The sequence below is a fragment of the Synechococcus sp. CB0205 genome, from assembly GCF_000179255.1.
GTDB lineage: Bacteria > Cyanobacteriota > Cyanobacteriia > PCC-6307 > Cyanobiaceae > Vulcanococcus.
Genome location: NZ_ADXM01000021.1, coordinates 1 through 24887, shown reverse-complemented (window position 1 = coordinate 24887; position 24887 = coordinate 1). Strand labels below are relative to the sequence as shown.

The 24887-nt window shown below is 58.0% G+C and carries 21 protein-coding genes and 1 riboswitch; of the genes, 17 read left to right on the top strand and 4 right to left on the bottom strand.

The annotated features are described in order from the left end of the window. Positions 1 to 52 precede the first annotated feature (52 nt). Together CB0205_RS0102880 and CB0205_RS0102875 are read left to right on the top strand one after the other, a co-directional pair. Positions 53 to 1054 carry a cysteine synthase A gene (locus CB0205_RS0102880; protein WP_029626075.1) on the top strand — a complete coding sequence of 334 codons (1002 nt, stop codon included), beginning with the start codon at positions 53 to 55 and terminating at the stop codon, positions 1052 to 1054. A 9-nt stretch (positions 1055 to 1063) separates the two neighbouring features. After that, the gene (locus tag CB0205_RS0102875) at positions 1064 to 2665 is read left to right on the top strand and encodes a serine/threonine protein kinase (protein ID WP_156797779.1); all 1602 of its coding nucleotides are present in this window, start codon (positions 1064 to 1066) and stop codon (positions 2663 to 2665) included. Here CB0205_RS0102875 and smpB read toward each other — a convergent pair. Continuing rightward, the gene (smpB, locus tag CB0205_RS0102870; RefSeq protein ID WP_010314107.1) at positions 2659 to 3156 is read right to left on the bottom strand and encodes an SsrA-binding protein SmpB; all 498 of its coding nucleotides are present in this window, start codon (positions 3154 to 3156) and stop codon (positions 2659 to 2661) included. The genes CB0205_RS0102875 and smpB overlap by 7 nt on opposite strands. Positions 3157 to 3234: 78 nt before the next feature. On the opposite strand from smpB, the gene ruvB reads away from it, so the two are divergent. The 6 genes from ruvB (at position 3235) to thiC (ending at position 8511) form a co-directional block, all read left to right on the top strand. After that, positions 3235 to 4275, top strand: coding sequence for a Holliday junction branch migration DNA helicase RuvB (gene ruvB / locus CB0205_RS0102865; protein WP_029626074.1), 1041 nt, complete (start codon positions 3235 to 3237; stop codon positions 4273 to 4275). After that, positions 4272 to 5009: a tetratricopeptide repeat protein gene (locus CB0205_RS0102860; RefSeq protein WP_010314104.1), complete on the top strand. Its 738-nt coding sequence runs from the start codon at positions 4272 to 4274 to the stop codon at positions 5007 to 5009. The genes ruvB and CB0205_RS0102860 overlap by 4 nt, the downstream gene beginning before the upstream one ends. Next, complete coding sequence (locus CB0205_RS0102855; RefSeq protein ID WP_010314102.1) at positions 5009 to 6199, top strand: amidohydrolase; 1191 nt, start codon at positions 5009 to 5011, stop codon at positions 6197 to 6199. Before CB0205_RS0102860 ends, CB0205_RS0102855 begins: the two co-directional genes overlap by 1 nt. Continuing rightward, on the top strand, positions 6196 to 6393 hold the full coding sequence (locus tag CB0205_RS0102850) for a DUF3188 domain-containing protein (protein WP_010314098.1): 198 nt from the start codon (positions 6196 to 6198) through the stop codon (positions 6391 to 6393). The genes CB0205_RS0102855 and CB0205_RS0102850 overlap by 4 nt, the downstream gene beginning before the upstream one ends. A 15-nt stretch (positions 6394 to 6408) precedes the next feature. Further along, complete coding sequence (locus CB0205_RS0102845; RefSeq protein ID WP_010314096.1) at positions 6409 to 6990, top strand: HEAT repeat domain-containing protein; 582 nt, start codon at positions 6409 to 6411, stop codon at positions 6988 to 6990. 5 nt (positions 6991 to 6995) lie between these two features. Then, positions 6996 to 7093: riboswitch (TPP riboswitch) on the top strand. A gap of 32 nt (positions 7094 to 7125) precedes the next feature. Next, positions 7126 to 8511: a phosphomethylpyrimidine synthase ThiC gene (thiC, locus tag CB0205_RS0102840; RefSeq protein WP_010314094.1), complete on the top strand. Its 1386-nt coding sequence runs from the start codon at positions 7126 to 7128 to the stop codon at positions 8509 to 8511. Between the two features lie 135 nt (positions 8512 to 8646). Here the strand turns inward: thiC and tkt are convergent, their stop codons facing one another. The 3 genes from tkt to acpP are packed head-to-tail and all read right to left on the bottom strand — an operon-like array spanning position 8647 to position 12197. Next, positions 8647 to 10650 (bottom strand): transketolase, encoded by a 2004-nt coding sequence (gene tkt / locus CB0205_RS0102835; RefSeq protein WP_010314092.1) that lies wholly within the window; start codon positions 10648 to 10650, stop codon positions 8647 to 8649. A gap of 45 nt (positions 10651 to 10695) precedes the next feature. Further along, on the bottom strand, positions 10696 to 11943 hold the full coding sequence (gene fabF / locus CB0205_RS0102830; protein ID WP_010314090.1) for a beta-ketoacyl-ACP synthase II: 1248 nt from the start codon (positions 11941 to 11943) through the stop codon (positions 10696 to 10698). An 11-nt stretch (positions 11944 to 11954) separates the two neighbouring features. Continuing rightward, the gene (acpP, locus tag CB0205_RS0102825; protein WP_010314088.1) at positions 11955 to 12197 is read right to left on the bottom strand and encodes an acyl carrier protein; all 243 of its coding nucleotides are present in this window, start codon (positions 12195 to 12197) and stop codon (positions 11955 to 11957) included. A gap of 137 nt (positions 12198 to 12334) precedes the next feature. Here acpP and psaC point away from each other — a divergent pair, with 137 nt between their 5' ends. The 9 genes from psaC to CB0205_RS15825 all read left to right on the top strand — a co-directional run. Then, positions 12335 to 12580: a photosystem I iron-sulfur center protein PsaC gene (gene psaC / locus CB0205_RS0102820; RefSeq protein WP_006850103.1), complete on the top strand. Its 246-nt coding sequence runs from the start codon at positions 12335 to 12337 to the stop codon at positions 12578 to 12580. Between the two features lie 60 nt (positions 12581 to 12640). After that, positions 12641 to 14533: a glutamine--fructose-6-phosphate transaminase (isomerizing) gene (gene glmS, locus CB0205_RS0102815; protein ID WP_010314086.1), complete on the top strand. Its 1893-nt coding sequence runs from the start codon at positions 12641 to 12643 to the stop codon at positions 14531 to 14533. A 450-nt stretch (positions 14534 to 14983) separates the two neighbouring features. Further along, positions 14984 to 15796: an ABC transporter permease gene (locus tag CB0205_RS0102810; protein WP_071777932.1), complete on the top strand. Its 813-nt coding sequence runs from the start codon at positions 14984 to 14986 to the stop codon at positions 15794 to 15796. Beyond that, positions 15786 to 17099 carry an ABC transporter ATP-binding protein gene (locus tag CB0205_RS0102805; protein WP_010314081.1) on the top strand — a complete coding sequence of 438 codons (1314 nt, stop codon included), beginning with the start codon at positions 15786 to 15788 and terminating at the stop codon, positions 17097 to 17099. Before CB0205_RS0102810 ends, CB0205_RS0102805 begins: the two co-directional genes overlap by 11 nt. After that, positions 17096 to 18241, top strand: coding sequence for a class I SAM-dependent methyltransferase (locus CB0205_RS15225; RefSeq protein WP_010314080.1), 1146 nt, complete (start codon positions 17096 to 17098; stop codon positions 18239 to 18241). Before CB0205_RS0102805 ends, CB0205_RS15225 begins: the two co-directional genes overlap by 4 nt. After that, the gene (locus CB0205_RS15220; protein ID WP_156797777.1) at positions 18201 to 19589 is read left to right on the top strand and encodes a glycosyltransferase family 1 protein; all 1389 of its coding nucleotides are present in this window, start codon (positions 18201 to 18203) and stop codon (positions 19587 to 19589) included. Before CB0205_RS15225 ends, CB0205_RS15220 begins: the two co-directional genes overlap by 41 nt. Further along, positions 19523 to 21925 (top strand): glycosyltransferase, encoded by a 2403-nt coding sequence (locus CB0205_RS15215; RefSeq protein WP_156797776.1) that lies wholly within the window; start codon positions 19523 to 19525, stop codon positions 21923 to 21925. Before CB0205_RS15220 ends, CB0205_RS15215 begins: the two co-directional genes overlap by 67 nt. Positions 21926 to 21988: 63 nt before the next feature. After that, positions 21989 to 22723 (top strand): peptidylprolyl isomerase, encoded by a 735-nt coding sequence (locus tag CB0205_RS0102785; protein ID WP_029626072.1) that lies wholly within the window; start codon positions 21989 to 21991, stop codon positions 22721 to 22723. Beyond that, the coding region (locus CB0205_RS15825; protein WP_156797774.1) for an ABC transporter transmembrane domain-containing protein at positions 22723 to 24887 on the top strand (2165 nt) is incomplete at its 3' end. The genes CB0205_RS0102785 and CB0205_RS15825, both read left to right, overlap by 1 nt.

Below are 24887 nucleotides of genomic sequence, written 5' to 3'. Positions count from 1 at the left end.
CTCAACCTTGTTGCATCAACGCTTCTACGATCGCCGTAACGCAGAAATGGGCATGGGCGCCAGCACTCCGGGGATTGCATCCGGCTTCGTCGGTGCGGTGGGCCAGACCCCGCTCATTCGTCTCAATGCCCTTAGTGCGCTGACCGGCTGCGAGATCCTCGGCAAGGCTGAGTTCATGAACCCCGGTGGCTCCGTCAAGGACCGGGCCGCGCTGGGGATTCTGTTGGAGGCCGAAGAACAGGGCCTGCTCAAGCCCGGCGGCACCGTGGTGGAAGGGACGGCGGGCAACACCGGCATTGGCCTGACGCACCTCTGCAATGCACGCGGGTATCGGGCGGTGATCGTGATCCCCGAGACCCAATCGGCTGAAAAGATTGGCCTGTTGCGCAGCCTGGGGGCTGAGGTGCGCACGGTTCCAGCGGTTCCCTACAGGGACCCGAACAACTATGTCCGCCTCTCAGGCCGCATTGCCGAAGAGATTCCCGGCGCGGTTTGGGCGAATCAGTTCGACAACCTCGCCAACCGCCGCGCCCACTACAAGACCACTGGACCAGAGATCTGGGAGCAAACCAGCGGCAAGGTGGATGCCTGGGTGGCGGCAACCGGCACCGGTGGCACCTATGCCGGCGTGGCGCTTTATCTGAAGGAGAAAAAGCCGCAGTTGCGCTGTGTCTTGGCTGATCCCCACGGCAGCGCCATCTACAGCTGGGCCACCAGTGGCGAACTCAGCAGCGAGGGCAACTCGATCACCGAGGGCATTGGCAACAGTCGCGTGACCGCGAACCTGGAGGGGGCGCCGGTGGATGACGCGGTCCGGATCCACGATCAGGACGCTCTTCAAACGATCTACGACCTGCTCTGGCAGGAGGGCCTGTTCCTCGGCGGCTCCGTCGGCATCAATGTGGCGGCGGCCGTCGAGACAGCACGTCGCATGGGGCCCGGACACACCATCGTCACGGTCCTCTGCGACAGCGGCGATCGCTATCGGTCACGGCTTTATGACGGTGAGTGGCTGAAGGGCAAAGGTCTGGAGCAACCTGAGCGCGCGGCCTGATCCACATTGGTGGAAGACGATCCGAGGTTGGAGCCAGGGGCGCTGATCGGCGGTCGCTATCGACTCGAGCGATCCCTTGCGGAGAACCGGTGGCTGGCCATTGATCAAGCGGCAGCCGATGCGTCGGTGCACCTTCTCCATCTGAGCGGGCTGAGCGATGAGCAGCGGGAGGAGTGGATCAAGCGCTGGCTACAGCTGCAGGGGGTCCTGCATCCCCAGCTGCCTCGCTTTGCCGATCTGATCAATAGCGATGGGGAGCTCTGGCTGCCGCGCCCGTGGCAGGAGGGGGAGTCGTTTCAGGCCTTCCTGGAGGGTGGACAGACTTTCGACGTCCCAGAGGTCCTCGAGCTGTTGCGGCAGCTCTTGCCTCTGATGGCTTTGCTGCACAGCCATCGCCTCTCTTGCGGAGATTGGTCGCCCTCCCAAATCCTGAGGCGATCGGCGGATGGGCTGCCCTTCCCCCTAGCCCTGGAGCAGCCAGCCCCATGGGATCCCCAGCGTGATCTGCTCTCCCTTGCGCAGTGGGCCCAAGACCTGCTGGGGACACAGGCCGCGGCGGCCTTGGAATCCATCGGGCCCCTGCAGGCTTTGAGTAGCGATCGGCCTGAGCTGCGTTTCCCTTCAGCGGCCGCTGCTCTGGCGGCCTTTCAGCACTTCACTCCTGCATTACCTGCTCCAATCCCGCTGGTGAGGCACTCCACCCCATCGCGGAGGCGCAAGCGGCAGCAGGAGCAGGACGCGGAAGGACGGCTTTGGCCGGTGGTGGTTGCGCTGGTGCTCGCTGCCTTGGTGGGGACCGCCTTGGGGTGGTTGGTCTTGAGCCGGGGGAAGGTCACTAGCCCAATGGCGCTTCCCAGCTTTCGGCTCCGCTCGAGCTTGCCGGCGGCGGAGATCAATCAGCGGGAGCAGTTGCTCAATCGCCTGCGGGCCCTGCAGGTGGATCGCCGCTGGTTCCTCAAGTTGGTGGACGCCAGCTTTCTGGAGCGTGGTGGCCGGCTGCCATCGGATAGCCAGGCGGATGCACCCCTGCGCATGGTCTGGAGTGAACTGGCTGAGGACTGGCTGAGCCGCGTGGAGCAGTTGCCGCTGCCCTTGCGGCCGCGCTTGGGCAATCTCACCGCCACCGATTGGAATCGCCGTCAGCAGGGCCTCGTGGCCCAGGGACTCAGCCCGGAGGTGGTCCAGAAGTTGGTCTCTGGGAGCGCGCTCAACCTGCTGAACGGTTCCCAGGCTGCCGAGATCCCCGCGGAGCCCTTTCGGCAGCTCTGGTATGCCGCCGCCGAACAAGCCCTGGGCAACCTGCAGATCGAGCTGATCGAGGGGAAGCGCAACAGCACCAAGACCGTCTCTGCCTGGGTGCCGGCTGGGGGGGCCCGGGTGTTCCCGATTCAGGTTCCGTCTGGCAGTCGCTTGGTCCTTGGGGTGAGGGGATCGGCCTTGATGCAGATGAGCGTCTTCGCCGCCGATGGACAGCTGCTGGAGGCGCGTGGACCACTGCGGGTGGTGAGCCTTGGGGAGGTCAAACGCTCCCCGGTTCAGGTCCTGATCAGCAATGACGGATTGTCCTCGGCGAGCTTGACGCTCTCCCTGCGGGTTGACCCGAATCAGTAGCGGGCGATGGCTTTTTTGGCGTCCTTGATGTCCTGCTTGCGCCGCTCCTCCTGACGCTTGTCATGGAGCTTGCGGCCCTTTCCCAGGCCGATGGTGGCTTTGATCCAGGAGCCCTTGAGGTGGATGTTGAGGGGAATCAGGGTGAGGCCCTTCTGATCGACGGCGATGCGCAGTTTGTCGATCTCTTTGCGGTGGGCCAGCAGCCGGCGGGTCCGGAGGGGCTCGTGGTTGAAGTAGGCACCGGCGTGGGTGTGGGGGGAGATGTGGACGTTGTGCAGTTGCAGCTGTCCCTTGCGGATCAGGCAGAAGCCATCCCGCAGGTTGACCTGCCCAGCCCGGATGGACTTGACCTCGGTGCCCATCAGCTCGACACCGCACTCGAGAGTTTCGAGGATTTCGTACTGGTGCCGCGCAAAGCGGTTGTCCGCCAGCAATTTGTTGGCGGCGTCCCGAAGGGCCTTGGCGTTCTTTTTGCCCCCGCCCTTAGCCATGGCGCCGCGATCTCAATCCAGTGACCCTAGGGATGGATCCGCTGGCCGGTGGTCGTCCGCTGCCGATACCCTCGGGCGATGGCCATCGTTTCTTCGGGATCAACAGCGCCGCGTCAGCCGGCCCCGAGGTTGGTGGATCCTGCCGTCAGTGAGCAAGAGAAGCCGCTCCAGCGCGAGGATTCCCTCAGGCCCAAGCAGTTAGCCGATTACATCGGCCAAAGCGAGCTCAAGCAGGTTCTTGGGATTGCGATTGAGGCAACCCGCGCCCGCGACGAAGCCCTGGATCACGTGCTGCTCTACGGCCCTCCGGGTCTGGGCAAGACCACCATGGCGATGGTCCTGGCCGAGGAGCTGGGGGTGCGGTGCCGCATCACCAGTGCGCCTGCCCTCGAGCGCCCCCGCGACATCGTTGGCTTGCTGGTGAATCTCCAGCCGCGGGAGCTGCTGTTCATCGACGAGATTCACCGCCTGACGCGGGTCGCCGAAGAACTGCTCTATCCGGCGATGGAGGACTTTCGCCTGGATCTCACGGTCGGCAAGGGGACGACGGCCCGGACCCGAACGATTCCCTTGGCGCCCTTCACCTTGGTGGGAGCTACAACACGGGCGGGTTCCCTGAGTTCACCCCTGCGGGATCGCTTCGGTTTGATCCAGCGGCTGGAGTTCTACGGACTGGAGGATCTGCAGGCGATCGTGCAGCGGGCGGCCGGTCTGCTCGCCTTGGATCTGGCGGAAGAGGCCGCTCTGGAGGTGGCGCGCCGATGTCGGGGCACCCCGCGAATCGCCAACCGCCTGCTGCGGCGGGTGCGTGATGTGGCCTCCGTCGGCGGCCATGCGCGGGTGAGCGCTGAGCTGGTGCAGCAGGCCTTGAGCCTGCACCGGGTGGACGGCCGCGGCTTGGATGCCAGCGACCGGCGGTTGCTGGATCTGCTCCATAACGGCTATGGCGGTGGCCCGGTGGGCCTCGACACCCTCGCGGCCGGACTGGGTGAGGACCCCGTCACCCTCGAATCAGTGGTGGAGCCGTTTCTGTTGCAGCAGGGGCTGCTGCAACGCACCCCGCGCGGACGCGTGATCACCCAGGCGGGCATCGATCACCTGCAGGATCAGGCCGCATGACAGCGCTTCTGGCCGTTTTGCTGGCGGTGCAGCTGAGCCTGCCCCAATTGTTTGATCAGGCCCTGACGGCGAGTCGTGAGGGGGCGTTCCCCCAAGCCTTGGATCTTTGGAACCAGGTCCTGGAGCTGGCGCCCGAGGACGCTGCGGCTTGGAGCAATCGCGGCAATGTCCAGCTGGCCCTAGGTGACCCCGAGGCGGCGATTGCCGACCAGTCCAAGGCGATGCAGCTGGATCCGAGCAACGCCGATCCCCATCTCAACCGCGGCACAGCTGAAGAAGCCCTGAAGCAGTGGGATGCCGCAGAGGCGGATTACCGCTGGATCCTCGAGCGCGGCGACGATGCCTCGGCCCTCTACAACCTCGGCAATGTGCAGGGCTCCAAGGGGGACTGGGAGCAGGCCCGAGGCAGCTTTGATCAGGCAGCCGAGACCCGTCCAGGTTTTGCGATGGCCCGCTCCAGTACGGCCCTGGCGGACTTTCAGCTGGGGGATCTGGACTTGGCGGAGAAGGAGCTCCGCAGCATTATTCGCCGCTATCCCCTCTTCGCCGACGCCAGGGCTGCTCTGACTGCGGTGCTCTGGCGTAAGGGTGAGTCCGGCGAGGCCGAGAGCCATTGGGCTTCGGCTGCGGGCTTGGATCCGCGTTACCGCCAGCCAGAATGGCTCCTAGAGATTCGGCGCTGGCCGCCGGTTCCGGTTCAAGCCCTGTCTGACTTTTTGGCCCTGAGCAGCTGATGCCCGATCTGCTCTCCCGCGATCAGCTCAAGGCGGAGGTCAAGGCCGCCCAGCAGGAGCTGCTGGCGATTCGCAGGCATCTGCATGCCCATCCGGAACTCAGCGGCAATGAGCATCAGACCGCCGCTTTGGTGGCCGGCGAGTTGCGCAAGCTGGGTTGGCGTGTCCAAGAAGGGGTGGGCCGCACGGGGGTGCTGGCGGAACTGGGTCCGAGCGGTGGCCCCGTGGTGGCCCTGCGGGTGGATATGGATGCGTTGCCGGTGGAGGAGCGAACGGGCCTGCCCTATGCCTCGTTGAACCAGGGCCTGATGCATGCCTGCGGCCATGACATTCACACCACCGTGGGCTTGGGCGTGGCTCGAATCCTGGGGCCCCTGGCCGAACAGTTGGTCGGCACGGTTCGCTTGCTGTTTCAACCGGCGGAGGAGACCGCCCAAGGGGCGGCCTGGATGGTGGCCGATGGGGCGATGCAGGGGGTGGATGCCCTGTTTGGCGTGCATGTCTTTCCCAGTCTTTCGGTCGGAACGATCGGGGTGCGTAGCGGCAGCCTGACCGCCGCCGCTGGGGAGCTGGAGGTGGAGGTCTTGGGTGAGGGTGGCCATGGTGCGCGGCCCCACCAGAGCACCGATGCCATCTGGATTGCGGCTCGGGTGGTGAGTGGCTTGCAGGAGGCGATCAGCCGCCGCTTGGACGCGTTGCACCCGGTGGTGGTCAGCTTCGGCCGGATTGAAGGGGGCAAGGCCTTCAACGTGATTGCCGATCACGTCCGGTTGCTTGGAACGGTCCGCTGCTTGGATTTGGAGTTGCATTCCCTGCTGCCGGGCTGGATTGAGGAGACCGTGCAGGCCATCTGCAAGGGCTATGGCGGGGAGGCCCGGGTGCGCTACCGCTGCATCTCCCCGCCGGTCCACAACGACCCCGAACTCACGCAGCTGTTGGCCGATGAGGCGGTGGAACTGCTGGGCCGGCCGCAAGTGGAGTGGCTCGAGCAGCCGTCCCTGGGTGCTGAGGACTTTGCGGAGCTGCAGCGCGACACCCCCAGCACGATGTTCCGTTTGGGTGTGGCTGGGCCGAAGGGCTGCACACCCCTGCACAGCAATACCTTTGCGGCCGATGAGGCCGCGGTCGGGGTGGGCGTTGAGGTGCTCAGCGCCAGCGTGCTGCGTTGGCTGGAGCGAGCAGGCTCATGATCCGTAATTTGCTGGCCTGCTCAACACTGTTGTTGGTGCTCATCGGCCTTGCGGGGGTGTTGCTGCGCCAGGGGCCGGATCGGCTGCAGGCCCTGCCGGCTCTTTTGATTGGTTTGGCCCTGTTGGCCCAGAGCACCTGGAGCTGGCGCCGGCGCCGCCGGGCGATCCTGCAGACCCTGCGGGACCAGCAGTAGAGGCAGAGTGTGCCGATGAACTTCGACGACCTGCGCGAGGCCATCGCCTCCGATAACCCCGGCAAGGCCCGTCCTGCCCTGGCCAGCCTGATCCAGGCCAGTGCCGAGGAGGCCGAGCCGCTGCTGCTGCTGGGTCTCGAGCAGAGCGACATGATCATGCGGCAACTGAGCTGCTCGGGCCTGGGGCACAAGCCCACGGCGTCGGGTTGGGAGCCTCTCGTTCGCACGCTGAAGCACGACCCTGAGGTGGCCGTGCGCGCCGAAGCGGCCAATGCGCTGGTGAGCCATGGGATTGATCGGGCCTGGCCGCTGCTGCTGGAGTCGTTCCAGTCCGAGAGCGAGTGGCTGATCCACTGCAGCATCCTCTCGGCTGTGGCGGAGCACCCAGAGATTGCCCCTGAGCAGTTGCTTGAGTTGGCGCGCCTGGCGGTGGCCGAGGCCGATGGCACGGTCCGGGTGGGCGGCACCGAAATCTTGGGCCGTCTTGTGCGGGAAGGCAGCAGCGAGGCCCGCGAGGTGCTGCAGGGCCTGCAGCAGGACAGTGATCACCGCGTGGTTGCGGCAGCCTTGAACGGGCTGCAGTCTCAGACTTGCTAGGTTTTGGGAGTCACTAGGGGTGCCTCCCATTGCGGGGGCTGAGATCACACCCTCCGAACCTGATCCGGGTCATGCCGGCGCAGGGAAGTGAGAAGAGACACTCAGGTTGCGCCCCCGCCCAACGCCATAGCGGTTATGCGTAGCGCCTGGATCGAAAAGCGCAAAGGTCAAGCCAATGTCTCCCAGATGCACTACGCCCGACAGGGGGTGGTGACTGAAGAGATGGCCTACGTGGCGAAGCGGGAGAACCTGCCCGAGTCGCTGGTCATGGAAGAGGTGGCCCGCGGCCGCATGATCATCCCGGCCAACATCAACCACTCCAACTTGGAGCCGATGGCGATCGGCATCGCCTCCAAGTGCAAGGTGAACGCCAACATCGGCGCCTCCCCCAATGCTTCCGATGCCTCTGAAGAGGTCAAGAAGTTGGAGCTGGCCGTGAAGTACGGCGCGGACACCGTGATGGATCTCTCCACCGGTGGCGTGAACCTCGATGAGGTGCGCACGGCAATCATCAATGCGTCCCCGGTGCCCATCGGCACGGTGCCCGTGTATCAGGCCCTCGAGAGCGTGCATGGCTCGATCGAGCGTCTCTCGGAAGATGACTTCCTGCACATCATTGAGAAGCACTGCCAGCAGGGCGTCGACTACCAGACGATCCACGCCGGTCTGCTGATTGAGCACCTGCCCAAGGTCAAGGGCCGCCTGACTGGGATCGTCAGCCGCGGCGGCGGGATCTTGGCCCAGTGGATGCTCTATCACCACAAGCAGAACCCCCTTTACACGCGCTTCGACGACATCTGCGAGATCTTCAAGCGCTACGACTGCACCTTCTCCTTGGGCGATTCTCTGCGTCCTGGTTGTCAGCACGACGCCTCTGACGCCGCTCAGCTGGCTGAGCTGAAGACTCTGGGCGAGCTGACCCGTCGCGCCTGGAAGCATGACGTTCAGGTGATGGTCGAAGGTCCTGGTCACGTGCCGTTGGACCAGATCGAGTTCAACGTCAAAAAGCAGATGGAGGAGTGCAACGAGGCACCCTTCTATGTGCTCGGTCCTCTGGTCACCGACATCGCCCCCGGTTACGACCACATCACCTCAGCGATCGGTGCGGCCATGGCCGGCTGGCATGGCACGGCGATGCTCTGCTACGTCACCCCCAAGGAGCACCTGGGTCTGCCCAATGCAGAGGACGTGCGTGAAGGCCTGATCGCTTACAAGATTGCAGCCCACGCCGCCGACATCGCCCGTCACCGCCCCGGTGCTCGTGATCGTGACGACGAGCTGAGCCGCGCCCGCTACGCCTTCGACTGGAACAAGCAGTTCGAACTTTCCTTGGATCCCGAACGGGCCCGTGAGTATCACGACGAAACCCTGCCGGCTGATATCTACAAGCAGGCTGAGTTCTGCTCGATGTGTGGACCCAAGCACTGCCCGATGCAGACCAAGATCACCGAAGAGGATCTAGAGGGGCTTGAGAGAGTCCTCGCCGAACAGCAGAGCAATAGCGAAGTCGCTGCTGTTTAATTCCACGCTTCTTGTTTGAGTTCAGGACCCGGGCGAAAGCCCGGGTTTTTTTATTGCTGATGCATCAGGTTGTGTGGACACAAAAAAGCCCCGCCATCGGCGGGGCTTTGAGTGGAATCAATGACTCTTGTCTAATCAGCCGAGGGCCTTGGCCTTGGCGACCACGTTCTCAACAGTGAAGCCGAACTTCTCCATCAGCAGGGGGCCGGGGGCAGAAGCACCGAAGCGGTCGATGGAGACAGTGTCGCCTTCGAAGCCGGTGTACTTGTGCCAGCCGAAGCTGCTGGAGGCCTCGACCACCAGGCGCTTGCGGCAGGCGGCGGGCAGCACGCTTTCGCGGTAGGCGGCGTCCTGCTCTTCGAACAGGTCTACGCAAGGCATGGAGACCACGCGGACGTTCTTGCCTTCGGAGCGCAGTTTGGCAGCGGCCTGGACGCAGAGGTCGAGCTCGGTGCCGGTGCCGATCAGGATCAGATCGGGGGTGCCGTTGCTGTCCTCAAGGATGTAGCCACCCTTGGCCACGTGGTCGGCGTTGGAGTTGGCCTGGTTGGCCATCGCCTGACGGCTGAGGAACAGGACGGTGGGGCGGTGACGGTTGGCCACGGCGACCTTGTAGGCACCGCTGGTTTCGTTGCCGTCGCCGGGGCGGATCACCAGCATGTTCGGGATCGAACGCAGGCTGGCCAGGGTCTCGATCGGCTGGTGGGTGGGGCCGTCTTCACCCAGACCGATGGAGTCGTGGGTCAGGACATAGATCACACCCAGTTCGCTCAGGGCGGACAGGCGCATGGCACCCACCATGTAGCCAGCGAAGACGCAGAAGGTGCCGCCGTAGGGAACCAAGCCGCTGCCGTGATAAGCGAGGCCATTGAGGATCGCGCCCATGGCGTGCTCGCGCACACCGAAGTGCAGGTAGCGGTTGCCCTCGGCACCCTTCTGGAAACCGGACTCACCCTTGATGTCGGTGAGGTTGGAGTGGGTCAGGTCAGCCGAACCACCGATCAGCTCGGGCAGGTTGGGGCCGATGGCATTCAGGCAGTTGTAGGAATGCATCCGGGTGGCCACGCCCTTGTCGTCAGGGGTGTAGCTGGGGAGGTTGGCATCCCAGCCCTGGGGCAGCTCACCACGCAGCTGACGCTCGAACTGAGCGGCTTCAGTGGGGTACTTGCTGCGGTAGTCAGCCAGGGTGGCGTTCCAGGCGGCCTCAGCGGCGGCGCCACGCTCGATGGCTTTGCGCCACTGGTCGTAGGACTCCTGGGGAACTTCGAATTCGCCGTAGTTCCAACCCAGGTTCTGGCGGGTTGCGGCAGCTTCATCAGCACCCAGAGCGGCGCCGTGAACACCGGCGGTGTTGGCCTTGTTGGGGGAGCCGTAGCCGATGGTGGTGGTCACCTTGATCATCGAGGGACGATCGGTGATGGCCTTGGCCTCTTCAATCGCCTTGGCGATCGCACCCAGGTCGGTGTTGCCGTCCTGAACGTGGATGGTGTGCCAGCCGTAGGCCTCGTAGCGCTTCAGCACATCCTCGGTGAAGGAAACGTTGGTGTTTCCGTCGATGGTGATGTGGTTGTCGTCGTAGAGGGCAATTAGTTTGCCCAGGCCCAGGTGACCGGCCAGGGACGCAGCTTCACCGCTGACGCCTTCTTGGTGGCAGCCGTCGCCCATGATCACGTAGGTGGTGTGATCAACGAGCGTGCAGTCGGGCTTGTTGAACTTGGCCGCCAGGTGTGCCTCGGCCATGGCCAGGCCGACAGCGTTGGCGATGCCCTGACCCAGGGGACCGGTGGTGACTTCGACGCCTGCGGTTTCGAAGGTCTCGGGGTGACCAGGGGTCTTGGAGCCCCACTGGCGGAATTGCTTGATGTCCTCGATCGTGACCGAGTCGTAGCCGCTCAGGTGCAGCAGCGCGTACAGCAGCATGCAGCCGTGGCCGGCCGAGAGCACAAAGCGGTCACGGTTGAACCACTTGGGGTTCTTGGGGTTGTGCTTGAGGAACTTGTCCCACAGGGTGTAGGCCATGGGAGCGCAACCCATGGGCAGTCCGGGGTGACCGGAGTTGCTCTTGTTGATCGCGTCGACGGCCAGGAAGCGGATGCTGTTGACGCAGAGCGTGTCGACAGAAGCGGGAGCGACGACCATGGGTTACGGGTAAGGGAAGGGTGTACGGGCGGGGGAGACCGCGGGCTAGGTGAACCGGCGGAACGCCAGGCAAACGTTGTGGCCGCCGAACCCAAAGGAATTCGAAAGCACCACGTTCAGTTTGTGTTCCCGGGCCTGATTGGGAACGACATCCAGATCACAGGCCGGATCCGGATTTTGGTAGTTGATCGTAGGCGGCACCACGTTGTGGCCAATCGCCAGGACCCCGGCAACGGCTTCAATGCCGCCGCTGCCGCCCAGCAGGTGACCGGTCATCGACTTGGTCGAGCTCACCGGAATCTGCTTGGCCCGATCCCCGAGCGCGGACTTGATCGCCGAGGACTCGTTGGAGTCATTGGCCGGGGTGCTGGTGCCGTGGGCGTTGACGTAGTCGACCGCATCGGCCTCGATGCGTGCGTCTTGAAGAGCCAGGCGCATGGCCTCAGCCCCGCCCACGCCACCGGGGGTGGGTGAGGTGATGTGGTGGGCATCACAGGTCATGCCGTAGCCAACCACCTCAGCGAGGATCTCGGCCCCGCGGGCCTGGGCGTGCTCGAGGCTCTCAAGAACCAGCACGCCTGCGCCCTCGCCGATCACAAAGCCATCACGCTCGGCATCGAAGGGCCGGCTGGCGGTTGCCGGATCGTCGTTGCGGAATGACAAAGCCTTGGCGCTGGCGAATCCAGCCACTCCCAACGGGGTGATGGCGGATTCGGCGCCACCGCAGACCATCGCGTCGGCTTGACCCAGCTGGATCAACCGGAAGGCATCACCGATGGCATTGGAGCCGGCGGCGCAGGCCGTAGCCACAGCACTGCTGGGGCCCTTGGCCCCAATGGCGATCGCTGTCAGGCCAGTGGCCATGTTTGGGATCATCATCGGAACGGTGAAAGGGCTCACCCGAGATGGACCCTTGTCTGCCAGCACGTGGGCCTGGGTCTCCATCATCAGAAGACCGCCCACGCCAGAACCGATCGCGGTTCCGATCCGATGGGCGTTGCTGTCGTCGATGGTCAGACCTGCATGGGCCACAGCCTGCTTGGCGGCTACCACCCCGAACTGGCAAAACCGATCCCAGCGCTTGCTTTCTTTGGGCTCGATGTAGGCGGAGGGATCGAAATCCTTCACCTCGGCCGCAAAGCGGCAGGCATGGGCAGACGCGTCAAACAAGGTGATCGGCGCCACCCCGTTACGACCGCTACTCAGTCCTTCCCAGTAGGAAGCGACGTCATTACCAATTGGTGTGACCGCGCCAAGGCCGGTGACGACGACGCGGCGGAGACCCTCCACCATCAATTCCTTCCTCAGGCCTGCTTGTCCAGGATGTATTTGACGGCGTCGCCAACGGTGGCGATGCCTTCAGCGGCTTCGTCGGGAATCTCGATATCGAAGGCCTCTTCCAGGGCCATCACGAGTTCAACGGTGTCGAGGGAGTCAGCGCCCAGATCGTTCTGGAAGTTGGATTCGGGCTTGACCTCGCCGGCATCAACGCTCAGCTGCTCAACAACGATCGAGCGGACTTTCTCGAAGATCGCTTCCTGGGACATGGCCGGAGTGTCGGACGCCGCATCCTACGGGTATGTGTGCCAGGCACCCCCCGTATGAACAAGGATGACGGCCAGGGAGGCCTGTGGCTTGGATGCTGATTGCCATGGGTACCTTGGGCGTCGCGTCCACAGACGACATGTCCCACGCCGTCAAGATTTACGACACCTGCATCGGCTGCACCCAGTGCGTTCGGGCATGTCCTCTCGATGTTCTCGAGATGGTGCCCTGGGATGGCTGCAAGGCCGGCCAGATCGCCTCGTCTCCCCGCACCGAAGATTGCGTCGGTTGCAAGCGCTGTGAGACCGCTTGCCCCACCGACTTCCTCTCCATTCGCGTCTACCTCGGCGACGAAACCACCCGCTCCATGGGCCTGGCTTACTGAGCCCAGCTCCCATAAGCTCAAGCCCGGCCCAGCCGGGCTTTTTTATTGGTTCCAGGCGCTATGTGCGGCATCGTTGCGGTGATTGGTTCGCGCGAGGCGGCACCGCTCCTCTTGGAGGGTCTGCGTCAGCTCGAATACCGGGGCTATGACTCCGCGGGAATCGCCACGGTGGCCGATGAGTCCGGCTTGGCCTGTCTGCGCGCTGAAGGCAAGCTCGCCAACCTCACGGCTCGTTTTGAGGCGCAGGGGGCCCAGGGGCAGTGCGGTATTGGCCACACCCGTTGGGCGACCCACGGCAAGCCGGAAGAACGCAATGCCCACCCCCACCTCGATGGTCCCCGTCGTCTGGCCGTGGTGCAGAACGGGATCATCGAGAACTACAGAAGCCTGCGTGAGGAGCTCCAGGCCAAGGGTGTGGTCTTCCGCTCGGACACGGACACGGAGGTCATTCCCCATCTGCTGAGCCAAGAGCTCGATCGGTTGGAGGCCCTGGGCCACGCAGCCTCTCCCCAGCTCCTGCTTGAGGTCGTGCAAGCGGTTTTGCCGCGGCTGCATGGGGCCTATGCCTTGGCCGTGGTTTGGGCTGCGCTCCCGGGTGCCCTGGTGGTGGCCCGCAAAGCAGCGCCTTTGCTGATTGGCCTGGGGGAAGGGGAATTCCTCTGTGCCAGTGACACCCCGGCTCTGGCTGGCTTTACGCGCACGATCCTGCCGATGGAAGACGGGGAGGTGGCGCTGCTCACCCCCCTGGGAATCGAGCTGTATGACGAGGCAGGAGCGCGGGTGCAGCGGGCCCCCACCCTCCTGAGCGGCACGGATCACGTGGCGGATAAGCGCAGCTTCCGTCACTTCATGCTGAAGGAAATCCACGAGCAGCCCGAAACAGCCGCTCTCTGGGTGGCACGCCATCTGCCAGAGACCAGTGGATGTGTGGCCTTGCCCCTCGATGAGAGCGTGTTTGAAGGGGTGGAGCGCATCCAAATCCTCGCCTGCGGCACGAGCCGTCACGCAGCGCTAGTGGGGGCTTACTTGCTAGAGCAGCTGGCTGGTATTCCCACAACCGTTCACTACGCCAGCGAATTCCGTTATGCCCCGCCGCCGCTGAGCTCGAACACGCTCACAATCGGGGTGACTCAGTCGGGTGAAACGGCAGATACCTTGGCGGCCCTGGCGATGGAGCAGGCTCGCCGCCTAGCCGTGCCGGATTCCTCCTTTTCCCCGAGACTCTTAGGTATCACTAACCGCCCGGAAAGTTCCCTTGGTCGCCTGGTGCATCACATCCTTGATATAGGTGCTGGCATTGAAGTGGGCGTGGCGGCCACCAAGACCTTCCTTGGACAATTGCTGGCGTTCTATGCGCTGTCGATCGCCTTCGCCGAACGCCGCGCCGGGGCCGTGGGGGTGCTGGGGACAGAGCAGCTTCAGGCTCTGATCGCTGGTTTGCGGCAACTTCCCGAACAGTTGAGAAACCTGGTGGATGACCATGACAGCCGTTGCGAGCAGCTGGCCCATCTGTTCGCCGACACCCAGGATGTGATTTTCCTGGGTCGTGGAATCAACTATCCGATTGCCCTGGAAGGAGCCCTGAAACTCAAGGAGATCAGCTACATCCACGCGGAGGGATACCCTGCCGGTGAGATGAAGCACGGGCCGATTGCGCTCCTGGATGCACGGGTGCCGGTGGTCTCGATTGCCGTTCCAGGCACGGTGTTCGATAAGGTGCTGAGCAACGCTCAGGAGGCCAAGGCTCGCGATGCCCAGCTTCTCGGGGTCGCGCCTGAAGGTCCTGATGCCGATCTCTTTGACACGCTGCTGCCGGTACCAGTGGTGGATGAGCTGCTCAGCCCTCTGCTGACAGTGGTCCCGATGCAGCTGCTTAGTTATCACATCGCGGCTCACCGGGGGCTGGATGTGGACCAGCCCCGCAATTTGGCCAAGAGCGTTACTGTGGAGTAGCCGAGAGAAGGGGTATTAGTTGATATCATTATCGAATGATTCGCCTTTCTTTCTGCTTTAATAGTTGCGAATCTGGCCATGAATCATTCAATCACGGGTTAATCGCTCACGCGTGGTTTTGTTCACTGCCTTCACCTTTGCTTGTCTAGTCTCGTCCCACTGCGTTGTGTTCGACGCAATGGTGAGCATTTGTCTTGCTGCTAGTGCCTATGCAATCTCAAGTGCTCTTCCACAGCGTTGGCGAGGAATCTCGTCGTGGCGGATGGATTGCCGTCAGGTCGTATGCATGTTTGTCATAATCCTCTGGCCGTCGTGGATAGTGAGTGATTCACGGATGATTATGGCGCCTTGATTTGACAAGACCGTTTATGGACCAGTAGCTTAAGGAAAGCTTTTTGGCAGGGGTTTTGCTTGGTCTCGCCTCGGGTCTCAAACACATCTAGAGCAACTGTGGCCCGCAACTCTTCTTTTGTGCATCCTCTTTGGCGACATCGAGAGTTGATTTATCGCTTAGCAGAGCGAGATGTTTTAGGTCGCTACAGAGGATCTCTTGTTGGTTGGCTTTGGACCTTCATGCATCCGTTGGCGATGCTGGCGATCTATACCTTTGTGTTTTCACAAGTCTTCAAGGCCAGGTGGAGCTCAGCTGGGGCACCGCAGGGACCACTTGAGTTTGCGATCAACCTATTCGCAGGCCTCATCGTCTTTAATCTTGCCTCAGAGTGCATTACGCGTTCGCCACTGCTAATCCCGGCCAATCCAAATTTCGTTAAGAAGATCATCTTTCCGTTGGAGATCCTATCAGCTGTTAACCTTGCCAGTTCATTAGTGCATGCATTGACAAGCCTTTTTGTTCTAATGATATTTGAGATCTTGGCCTATGGCTCTGTGCAGCTCACTGTGCTTTGGCTGCCAGTTGTATGGCTGCCACTGATTCTGTTGTCGCTCTCAGTTTCCTGGATCTTGTCTGCGATCGGGGTATATTTTAGAGACCTTGGCCAGTTGTCTGGGGTCTTTATGAGTGCGCTGCTATTCTTAAGTCCGATCTTTTTCCCTTTATCCGCTCTACCCGCGAGGTGGCAGCCTTTTCTTGCTTTAAACCCCCTTTCGTTTCTTATCGAGCAAACAAGGGTCGTTGTTGTATCGGGACATGCTCCTAGTTTTCGGATGTTGCTCTTGGTAGTTCTCATGACTGGCCTGGCGGCAGAGCTTTCTTATCGGTTTTTTATGCGTATGAAGCCTGGTTTTGCCGATGTCATCTGAGATGTCAAGATCTGATCAGCAAGGAGAGCCGATCATCCGTTTGCTCAATCTTGGCAAGCGTTACAAAATCTACGAGAAGCCCAGAGATCGCATTAAGCAGATACTTTGGAGTAATCGGCGTCAATACTATCAAGAGTTTTGGGCGCTTAGAAATCTCACTCTTGACATTTACCCTGGTGAGCAGCTTGCTGTTATTGGCAGGAATGGGAGTGGAAAGAGTACACTGTTGCAGATGATATGTGGAACCCTCTCGCCAAGCGAAGGCACTGTGCAGTGCAATGGTCGCATCGCTGCATTGCTTGAATTGGGAAGTGGTTTTAATCCTGAGTTTACTGGGGTAGAGAATATCTATCTCAATGCGGCTCTGCTCGGCTTGAGTCGAGAATCCGTTGATGCCAAGCTAGAGGATATCTTGGCCTTTGCGGACATTGGAGACTTTGTCTATCAGCCAGTGAAGTCCTTCTCCAGCGGAATGCAAGTTAGACTTGCTTTTGCAGTGATTGCGCACGTTGATGCCGATATACTAGTGTGTGACGAAGCACTGTCTGTTGGCGACGCTGTCTTTACGCAACGCTGTATGCGATTCATTCGCAACTTTAGGGATTCGGGCACATTGCTATTTGTCAGTCATGACAAGGCATCGGTGTCTTCCTTAACTCAAACCTGTTTGTGGATTCATCAGGGTTCCGTTCAGTTCTATGGCCCTACAAAGCAGGGTTTGTATCAATATGACACCTTCTGTCAGCAGGCCTCAGGGATCATGCAAGAGCCTGCAGTTGCGTCAGCAGTCGAAGAGTTAGATCACCTGTCGCCCTGGTCAGCTTCTCCAGACGCCCACACCGACGGTGCTGCGACGATAACCAATGTTCAACTGATTGATTCTGATAGTCGTCCATGCCATGACTTGATCTCTGGCTCTCCAATCCGTTTGGTTGTCACGGCCCTTCTCCATACCAAACTCGATCATCCTTTTATTGGCTATCAAGTTTTAAATTCTCGTGGTCTGGTCATTTTTGGAGACAACACGATTGTTGGCGGCCAGTCTCAGCAATACTCAGCCGCTTGTGGAGATCAATTGATGGCGACCTTTGTGATTGACTGGCCTGCTTTGGCGGCTGGTGATTACAGCATCACCGTTGCTCTTTCCTCGGGTTCTCAGGCTTCGCATTGCAATCACCACTGGATTAACAGTGCGATTCACTTTCAACAGCAGCACACTTCAAACGTGAAAGCTGGGATATTCTCTCCATGTAACTTAGGGATCAGCCTAGACGTCCTTCCTCAGGAGACCGGGCAGGCATGAAATCAACAGACTATTCAGACTTTGAAGAAGCGTTTCGTGGCAGTCGAGATCAGATCGTTGGTCGGCTGAGTGGTTACAACGGGATTTTACAAACGTGGCCACATACTCACGGCAGGAAAGCTTTGGACTTGGGCTGCGGTCGTGGTGAGTGGCTTCAACTTCTAGAACAGCATTCTTATAAAGCAGTTGGAGTCGATGCCAATCCAGATTTTGTTGAGCAGTGCCGCATGCTTGGCTTCGATGTAACTTGTAGCGACGTTTTTACGTACCTTGCGAGTCTCCCGGATCAAAGTCTCAATCTGATATCAGCATTCCACCTTATTGAACACTTAACAACTTCTCAGCTTCGCATCTTGCTTGAGCATGCGCGGAGGCTGCTTCTGCCAACCGGCCTCTTGATTTTGGAGACTCCCAGTATTGACAATCTCTTAGTTGCTAGTAAGTCTTTCTACCTCGATCCAACTCATATCACTCCGATTCATCCTGATTCCCTTGGTTTTACCCTCCAAGCTCTTGGCTTTGCTTGGCGTCAATCCATCTATCTCAATGGAGGACCGGAGCAGGGAACAGCACACCATCGACTTGTCCGGGTTTTGAATGGTGTTGCCCAGGATGTGTGTGTAATTGCGAGCCCAACTCTGCCCTGCTCGAACTTTCTTCAAGCGTCGACGTGGAGAACTAAGCTTCATCTTGCACCCACATTATTAGAATCACTATACCAATACCAGCAGGCTCATGATAGTTTGATTGCTGGACTTGAGTTAAAACTCGATAACCATGACCAACAGCTCGGCAAGCTAGCGCATGATCTTTCATGGCTCTTAAAAGTTGCCTCAAAGCTTCGCCGGCTAGGCCGTAAACTCTCTAAAAGACTCGTTCAGCCGCATTTACTTCTTATTGATATTGCTCACCGCTCTGGGTTGACAAGCCGAAAAAATCGCAAACTTCTCTCGAGGGTGCTAAGCATTCTTGGTTTGTATTATCCGCTTCTTGCTCTCTATGAGCGTCAGGAGCGTAAGCCTGGTTTCGTCATGCCACCACCCCTCTATGCTCAATTGCAGCCCCGCGTGCATCAGATCGTTTTAGATCTTAGGTCGCCTAGTGCTCTGCGCCGACTTTCAAGACATGAGAATTTTAATTGATCTCCAGGCTTGCCAAAGTGGTGGAAGTCGGTTCCGTGGCATTGGTCGTTATTCGTTATCCCTGATCAAGGCGATGCTTGATGAAGGTCCAGAGCATGAATATATCTTGTTTGCCAATGCCAATCTCTATGATCTGAGATCAGTCTTTTCAGCGTATTGCAGTGATTCAAATCGGCGTGTTCACTATTGTCAATGGTATGCGCCTTCTCCCTCGTCAGCTCGATGGCCAGAGAATCATCACCGTCGTCATATCGCAGTAGCGATTCGGGAGTACGCAATCCGACGCTGCTCTCCAGATTGGGTGCTCATTACAAGCCTTTTCGAAGGCTATGGCGATGATTGTGTTCACTCAGTTGATCGTGCGGCTGGCGCATGTCCTACAGCTGTGATTCACTATGATCTAATCCCGCTTATTCAAGCGGATACCTATCTCAAGCCTCAGCCAGGATATGCATCATTCTATTATTCACTTCTTGAAGAGCTTAAACAAGCCAGTCTTCTGCTGGCTATTTCTAACTATGCAGCACAAGAGGCCTCGGAGTCGCTCGGCCTAGCCCAAGAGCGTCTTAGAGTTATTTCGTCAGCATGTGACACCAAGCTCTTCTCGCCTGAAGAGTCTGATGCTTGCCTTAGCCCATTACTGCAGGAGCTACCTAAGAGTGGTTTTATTCTCTACTCCGGTGCAGGCGATCCACGAAAGAACCTCAAACGATTAGTTCAAGCTTTTGCCAAGCTTTCGGATCAGACTCAGTCATTCCATCCTTTGCTTCTTGTCGGCAAGCTTTGTGATGAAGAAGTTTCTGACATTCATCGTTTAGTTGCAAGTCTACGACTCAATCCAAAGCACGTTATTTTGGCTGGTTATGTCGATGACTTGGTGCTGGCTACTCTCTATCGACGCGCCTCTGTGTTTGTCTTGCCTTCGCTCCATGAGGGCTTTGGCCTCCCTGCCTTAGAGGCGATGAGTTGTGGCGGAATTGTCATTGGCTCAAACTGCACCAGCATTCCGGAGGTGATTGGGGATGAAGAGGCATTATTTGATCCTTACGATGTTGATTCAATCGCATCGGTCTTGATGCGCGCACTCACGGACTCTGACTTTCAATCAAGGTTGCGCAACAACGCACCGCGTCGAGCCGCTCTCTTTTCATGGTCAGCAACGGCTCGTGAAGCTCTCAAGGCGCTCGAGGATTGTCGACTTCATGACTTTCCAACGAACCTCACCTCTGCCTCTGACTGGTCACAAATCACTCAGGAGCGCGAACAGGACTACCGGGCGCTTTGCTGCCAAGTCCTTCAGCTATCGCGGTCCAAGCGTACTTTTTTTGGCAACGCTCACTACCGATAGCCTCCGCTGAAGCGATTGCATTTGCTGAATATCAAACGGAACATCTGCAGCGCTCTTTAAAGGTGTCCTCGCCACTTTCGTGGCGAATTGAGGGACCTTTTGACACCTCCTATAGCCTTGCCATTCTCAATCGAGAACTTGCCAAGGCCTTGGATCAACGCGGCCAGGATGTTGCACTCTTCGCAACTGAAGGACCTGGGGACTATGCTCCAGACCCACAATTCCTCAAGGATAATCCTGATCTCGCGCGCCTCTGGCAGCATTCCTCTGCGCTTTCAGCTGAGAAGGCACTGATTACCAGCCGAAACCTCTTTCCTCCCCGTGTTGCTGATCTCTCCAGTCGACTCAATACTCTCCACGCCTATGGCTGGGAGGAATCAGGTTTTCCCAGCACTTGGGTTCATCAGTTCAATGCTCAACTGCAGGGTATAACAGTGATGTCTGAGCATGTCCGTAAAGTGCTGATTGATAATGGTGTTGCGATACCTCTTGAAACCTGTGGCCTTGGAACTGAGCACCTTCTGGCCGTCGAGGCTGAGCCATTCGAGCTGCCTCACCTCAGGAGTTACTGTTTTCTCCATGTGTCTTCTTGCTTTCCCCGTAAGGGAGTTAAGGAGCTCTTAGAGGCCTATCGCTTGGCTTTTACGGGCAATGACGAGGTCACTTTGATCATTAAAACGTTTCCCAACCCTCATCACAGCATCTCCTCACTTGTTGACGACTTCCGCAACTCTTGCGAGCAACCGCCACATGTTGTTGTCCTGCAGGACGACCTAACATCGTCTCAGCTTCGTTATTTGTATTCCAAGTGCCACGCTCTTGTTGCACCGAGCAAGGCTGAGGGATTTGGTCTCCCCTTGGCTGAGGCAATGCGTTTTGGCCTGCCAGTTATCTGCACGGCATGGGGGGGGCAGCTTGACTTTTGTACTCAAGAGACGGCATTTCTAGTCGATTATGCCTTTGAGTGGGCCGAGTCACATTTTGAGCAGTGGTGTTCTGTTTGGGCCAAACCAGATGTGGCTCACCTGGCTGCGGTCATGATGCGCGTCTACCGCTCTTCACAGTCAGATCTTGCTGCCAAAATCTCAGCAGCCCAGCATCTCCTTCATCACTCTTTTTCTTGGCCACGGACTGCAGAGAGACTTGAAGGTGCTGCGCTGAAATTCCTTAGTGACTCATCGATGCCCGTGCCTCGTTTCGGCTGGGTCACAACATGGAATGTTCCTTGCGGTATTTCCAGTTACTCCAAGCATCTTATCGATTCGATCGACCCAGATTTACCCATCTTTGCCAACCATGTAGCTACAACTCTTCAGACTGATCAGTCTTCGGTATCACGCTGCTGGACCGCAGGCGTAGACAATCTAGATGACCTTCTTCATTCCATTGAACGTTCCAACCTTAATGGAGTAGTCATTCAGTTTAACTACGGATTCTTTGTCTTTTCTCGATTCTTGTCCCTTCTCCTCGAGCTGCGACGGAGAAACTTGTGCATCATTGTCGTTTTGCACAGCACTCAGGATCCAGTGGACCAACCAGACCGTCGTTTGTCACTGCTCTTGCCTGGATTGCGTTGCTGTGATCGCCTACTCGTTCACAGCCCTGATGACCTCAATCGTCTCAAAGCTCTTGGCCTCGTCAACAACGTAGCTCTCTTCCCACATGGCTTACCCTCGTCACCGTCAGCGCCTCGTTTCCATCGTCGTCTGCTGAGTCGAGCGCGCCGACATCTGTTCCACCGTTATCATTTGGCAAGCTACGGATTCTGCTTGCCGCATAAAGGGCTTATAGAGCTAGTCAAAGCCATTCATATTATGCGGCAAAGCGGTATTTCTGTGCATCTCGATCTTTTCAATTCTGAATATCCAAACCTTCAATCAGCAGCTCTAGCAGCCGAAATTGCCACGTTGATCCAAAGTCTAGACTTGTCACGGCATGTTGTGTTGCATCAATCCTATAGCTCTGATCTGGAGAGCTTGGCAAACCTTGCTGCGGTTGATTTAATTGTTTTCCCCTATCAGCAAACCCAGGAATCATCGAGTGCTGCTGTTCGTCACGGCCTCTCTGCTGGTCCACCTGTCTGCACTACACCGTTAGCCATTTTCGGCGATGTCGCTCGGGTGACTCATCGTCTTGATGGCACGAGTGTTGACCAGATCGCCACTGGGCTAACACGCCTCTTGCAGCAGCTTCGTCACCCTGATGATACTTTCTCTGAGATCCAGCGAAATGCTCAGGTATGGCGCGTGCAGCACCAATTTCCTTTGATTGGACGCCGTCTATACGGGATCATGCAAGCACTGCTTTATCAACTAGGCTCTAACCACCTCGCATAGGTGCGTATTCCCGAACAAAATATTCTGCCGCACCTGCTATAAAGATGTGAACGCTTAGAGCTCGTGTCCCTTTCTCAATGGCCTCCTGAGATTCTTATTGATCTGCATCGTCACAATCTCCTGCAAGAGTTGATTGTCAGAACAGTGAGAGCCCAAGCTGTAGGTTCTGTTGATCTGACAGCCGAAGAAATAGAAGCTGTGCGACAGGCCCGTGCAAAGCAACTCCGACTTGACTCTGTTGAGGCACTCGACGCATTTTTCATGTCTCGTGGCCTTGCTGTTGAAGACGCACTTTGGCAAATGTTGATGCCGTTACGTGTTCGCAAGTACGCTCATGCCACTTACGGACCAAAGGCTGAGGCACGCTTCTTGGATCGTAAGTCGGACCTTGATCAGGTGGTTTACAGCCTTCTCCGTGTTAAGGATGCTGGCTTGGCCAATGAGCTCTACCTGCGCCTCTCCGGACGTGAGGCCACCTTTGCCGACCTCGCATCCGATTTTTCAGAAGGCCACGAGAAAAAGACATGCGGTATCGTTGGTCCAGCTCCTCTTGCAAAATCTCACCCGCACCTACGCGATCAACTTCGATCTGCCGATGTCGGCGTCGTCAATCCACCCATCGCAGTCGAGGACTGGTTTTTGATCGTTCGTTTAGAATCTACTATTCCCGCCATTCTGGACGATTCCATGCGTCAGCTGATGGAGCATGAGCTCTTCGAGGCCGACGTCCAGCAGCAAGCTGCAGAGCTGCTGGGCCAGCTGACCCCCAAGCTCTCGACCCCTTCCTCTGAGCTCTGATGTCCGAGGCAAGCTTTGAAATTCTTCGGCATGTCGAGCCTTTCCACCTGCTCAGCGATGAGCAGCGTACTTTGCTTGAGAAAGGTGCGAGTGTCCTTAAGTATAAGGTTGGACAGCTCATATCCGATAGCGGAGTTCTATCTAATCAGGTCGTCCTCATCCTTCAGGGTCGAGCGCGACTTGTTTTTACGGTCTCAGGTCTTCCGCAAACTCTAGGCAACCTCGAGCCCGGCGCTTTGGTCGGACTGGCTTCTTTGCTTCGGGGTCATCCCTGCGAAACGGTTTCTGCTTCGTCGGAACTTATCGCCCTCTCCATCAGTGATGAACTATTCCTGAGCATTTATCAGGAATCCGCGAAGCTGGCGTCCTGGTGTAGTAATCGGCTTTTCCCTGCAGAACTTGCTGCCCTAACGGAGTGCCTGTTTGAGAAGTCACAGCGCAGTGACTTGGCCTTCGTCGGTTGTTTTAAAGCGATTCGAGAGCAGGCTCAACCAGCAGCATCTCTACAAAGTGTCGGCTCACTTGATCGAAGTACCTTCGTCGCTAGTGTTAATTCTAGCGATCTAGCGATCGGTACCATTTTACAAGCTGGTCAATCTGCTCCAGAGCGCAGAGGGCCTATCCCGATCCGATTAATCAGTCTGCCCAACTCGCTGGCTAATTCTATTCTTCAGCTCCCCGCATCCTCCTCCTCCACAACTTTCGATTCGACCGAGCCCCAGCCAGAGCCGCTTGCAGCTCCGATCACGACACTGGCTGCTAACGCTGTACCCTCGTCTTATCTAACACCCACCCGCCTTGATGTGGGTCAATCTGGGTTGCCTAGAGACTCTGACTTGGTTCGTGGCGAAGGTCTCATTGCCGAAGGCATGGCATGTTTCCAGATGCTCTGTTCAGATCTTGGCGTTCCCTTTCGTCGCGATGCGGTTGAGAAGATCCTCCGTGATGTGCAGCGTCGTGGCACTCAGCCAGACCTTCAACTTTATGGGGGGCTGGCTGGAATGCTTGGCTTGCACGTCAGTGGTGTCTTAATTAAACCTGAGTTAGCCCCTCGTTTGCCAGTCCCTGCGATCCTTCCGTGGCACGATGGCTTCGCTCTACTTCGACGCAGCGGGGCTGATGGACTTTTGCTCGCATCACCACGTGAGGGCTGGGTCACTGTCACGATGGAAGAAATCCGACAGCTTTATCCGGAAGGTATTCCCGTTCTTCAACTTGAGAAGACTAATAGTACTCCCGAACAGCGTTTCGGATTTAGCTGGTTTTTGCCTGCATTAAGAAAGTACAGATCTGCTTTTCTTCAAGTTCTGTTTGCTTCGTTTGTTGTACAGCTTTTTAGTCTTGCCAACCCCCTACTGATCCAAGTCATTATTGACAAGGTCATTACTCAACGTAGTCTCGATACGCTTCAAGTGCTCGGATTTGCTCTTGTTGTCGTTACCATACTTGAATCTGTGCTTGGCGGACTTCGAACTTTCCTTCTGACAGAGACTACAAACCGCATCGATACACGCTTAGGTGCTGAAGTTATTGATCATCTCCTTAGGTTGCCACTTCTATATTTCGATAAACGTCCCGTTGGCGAGTTAGGTAGCCGCGTCTCTGAACTTGAGAAAATTCGCAACTTCCTGACTGGACAAGGCCTAACAACACTGCTGGATGCATGTTTTTCGGTAATCTATATCGTAGTGATGGTTTCCTACAGCTGGCTTCTCACCCTTGTAGCCCTTGCAGTACTTCCGATTCAGGTGTTATTAATTCTCATTGGTACTCCTTTGTTTAGGCGTCAAACGCGTGATGTGACTCAAGAAAACGCGCGTACACAAAGTCATCTCGTTGAAGTGTTAACTGGCATCCAGACCGTTAAGGCCCAAAATGTCGAAATGGTAAGTCGCTGGAAGTGGCAAGAACGATATACAGGCTACATCTCCCGGGCCTTTGAGAAGACTTTAACAGCAACTGCCCTTAATCAAACAACGAATGTTCTTCAAAAGCTTTCTCAGCTTTTGGTTCTTTGGGTGGGTGCAGCTCTTGTCTTGCAATCTCAAATCAGCCTCGGACAACTCATCGCCTTCCGAATTATCTCTGGCTATGTAACTCAACCTCTTTTGCGATTGAGCAGTATTTGGCAAAGTCTGCAGGAGATACGCATTTCTTTTGAGCG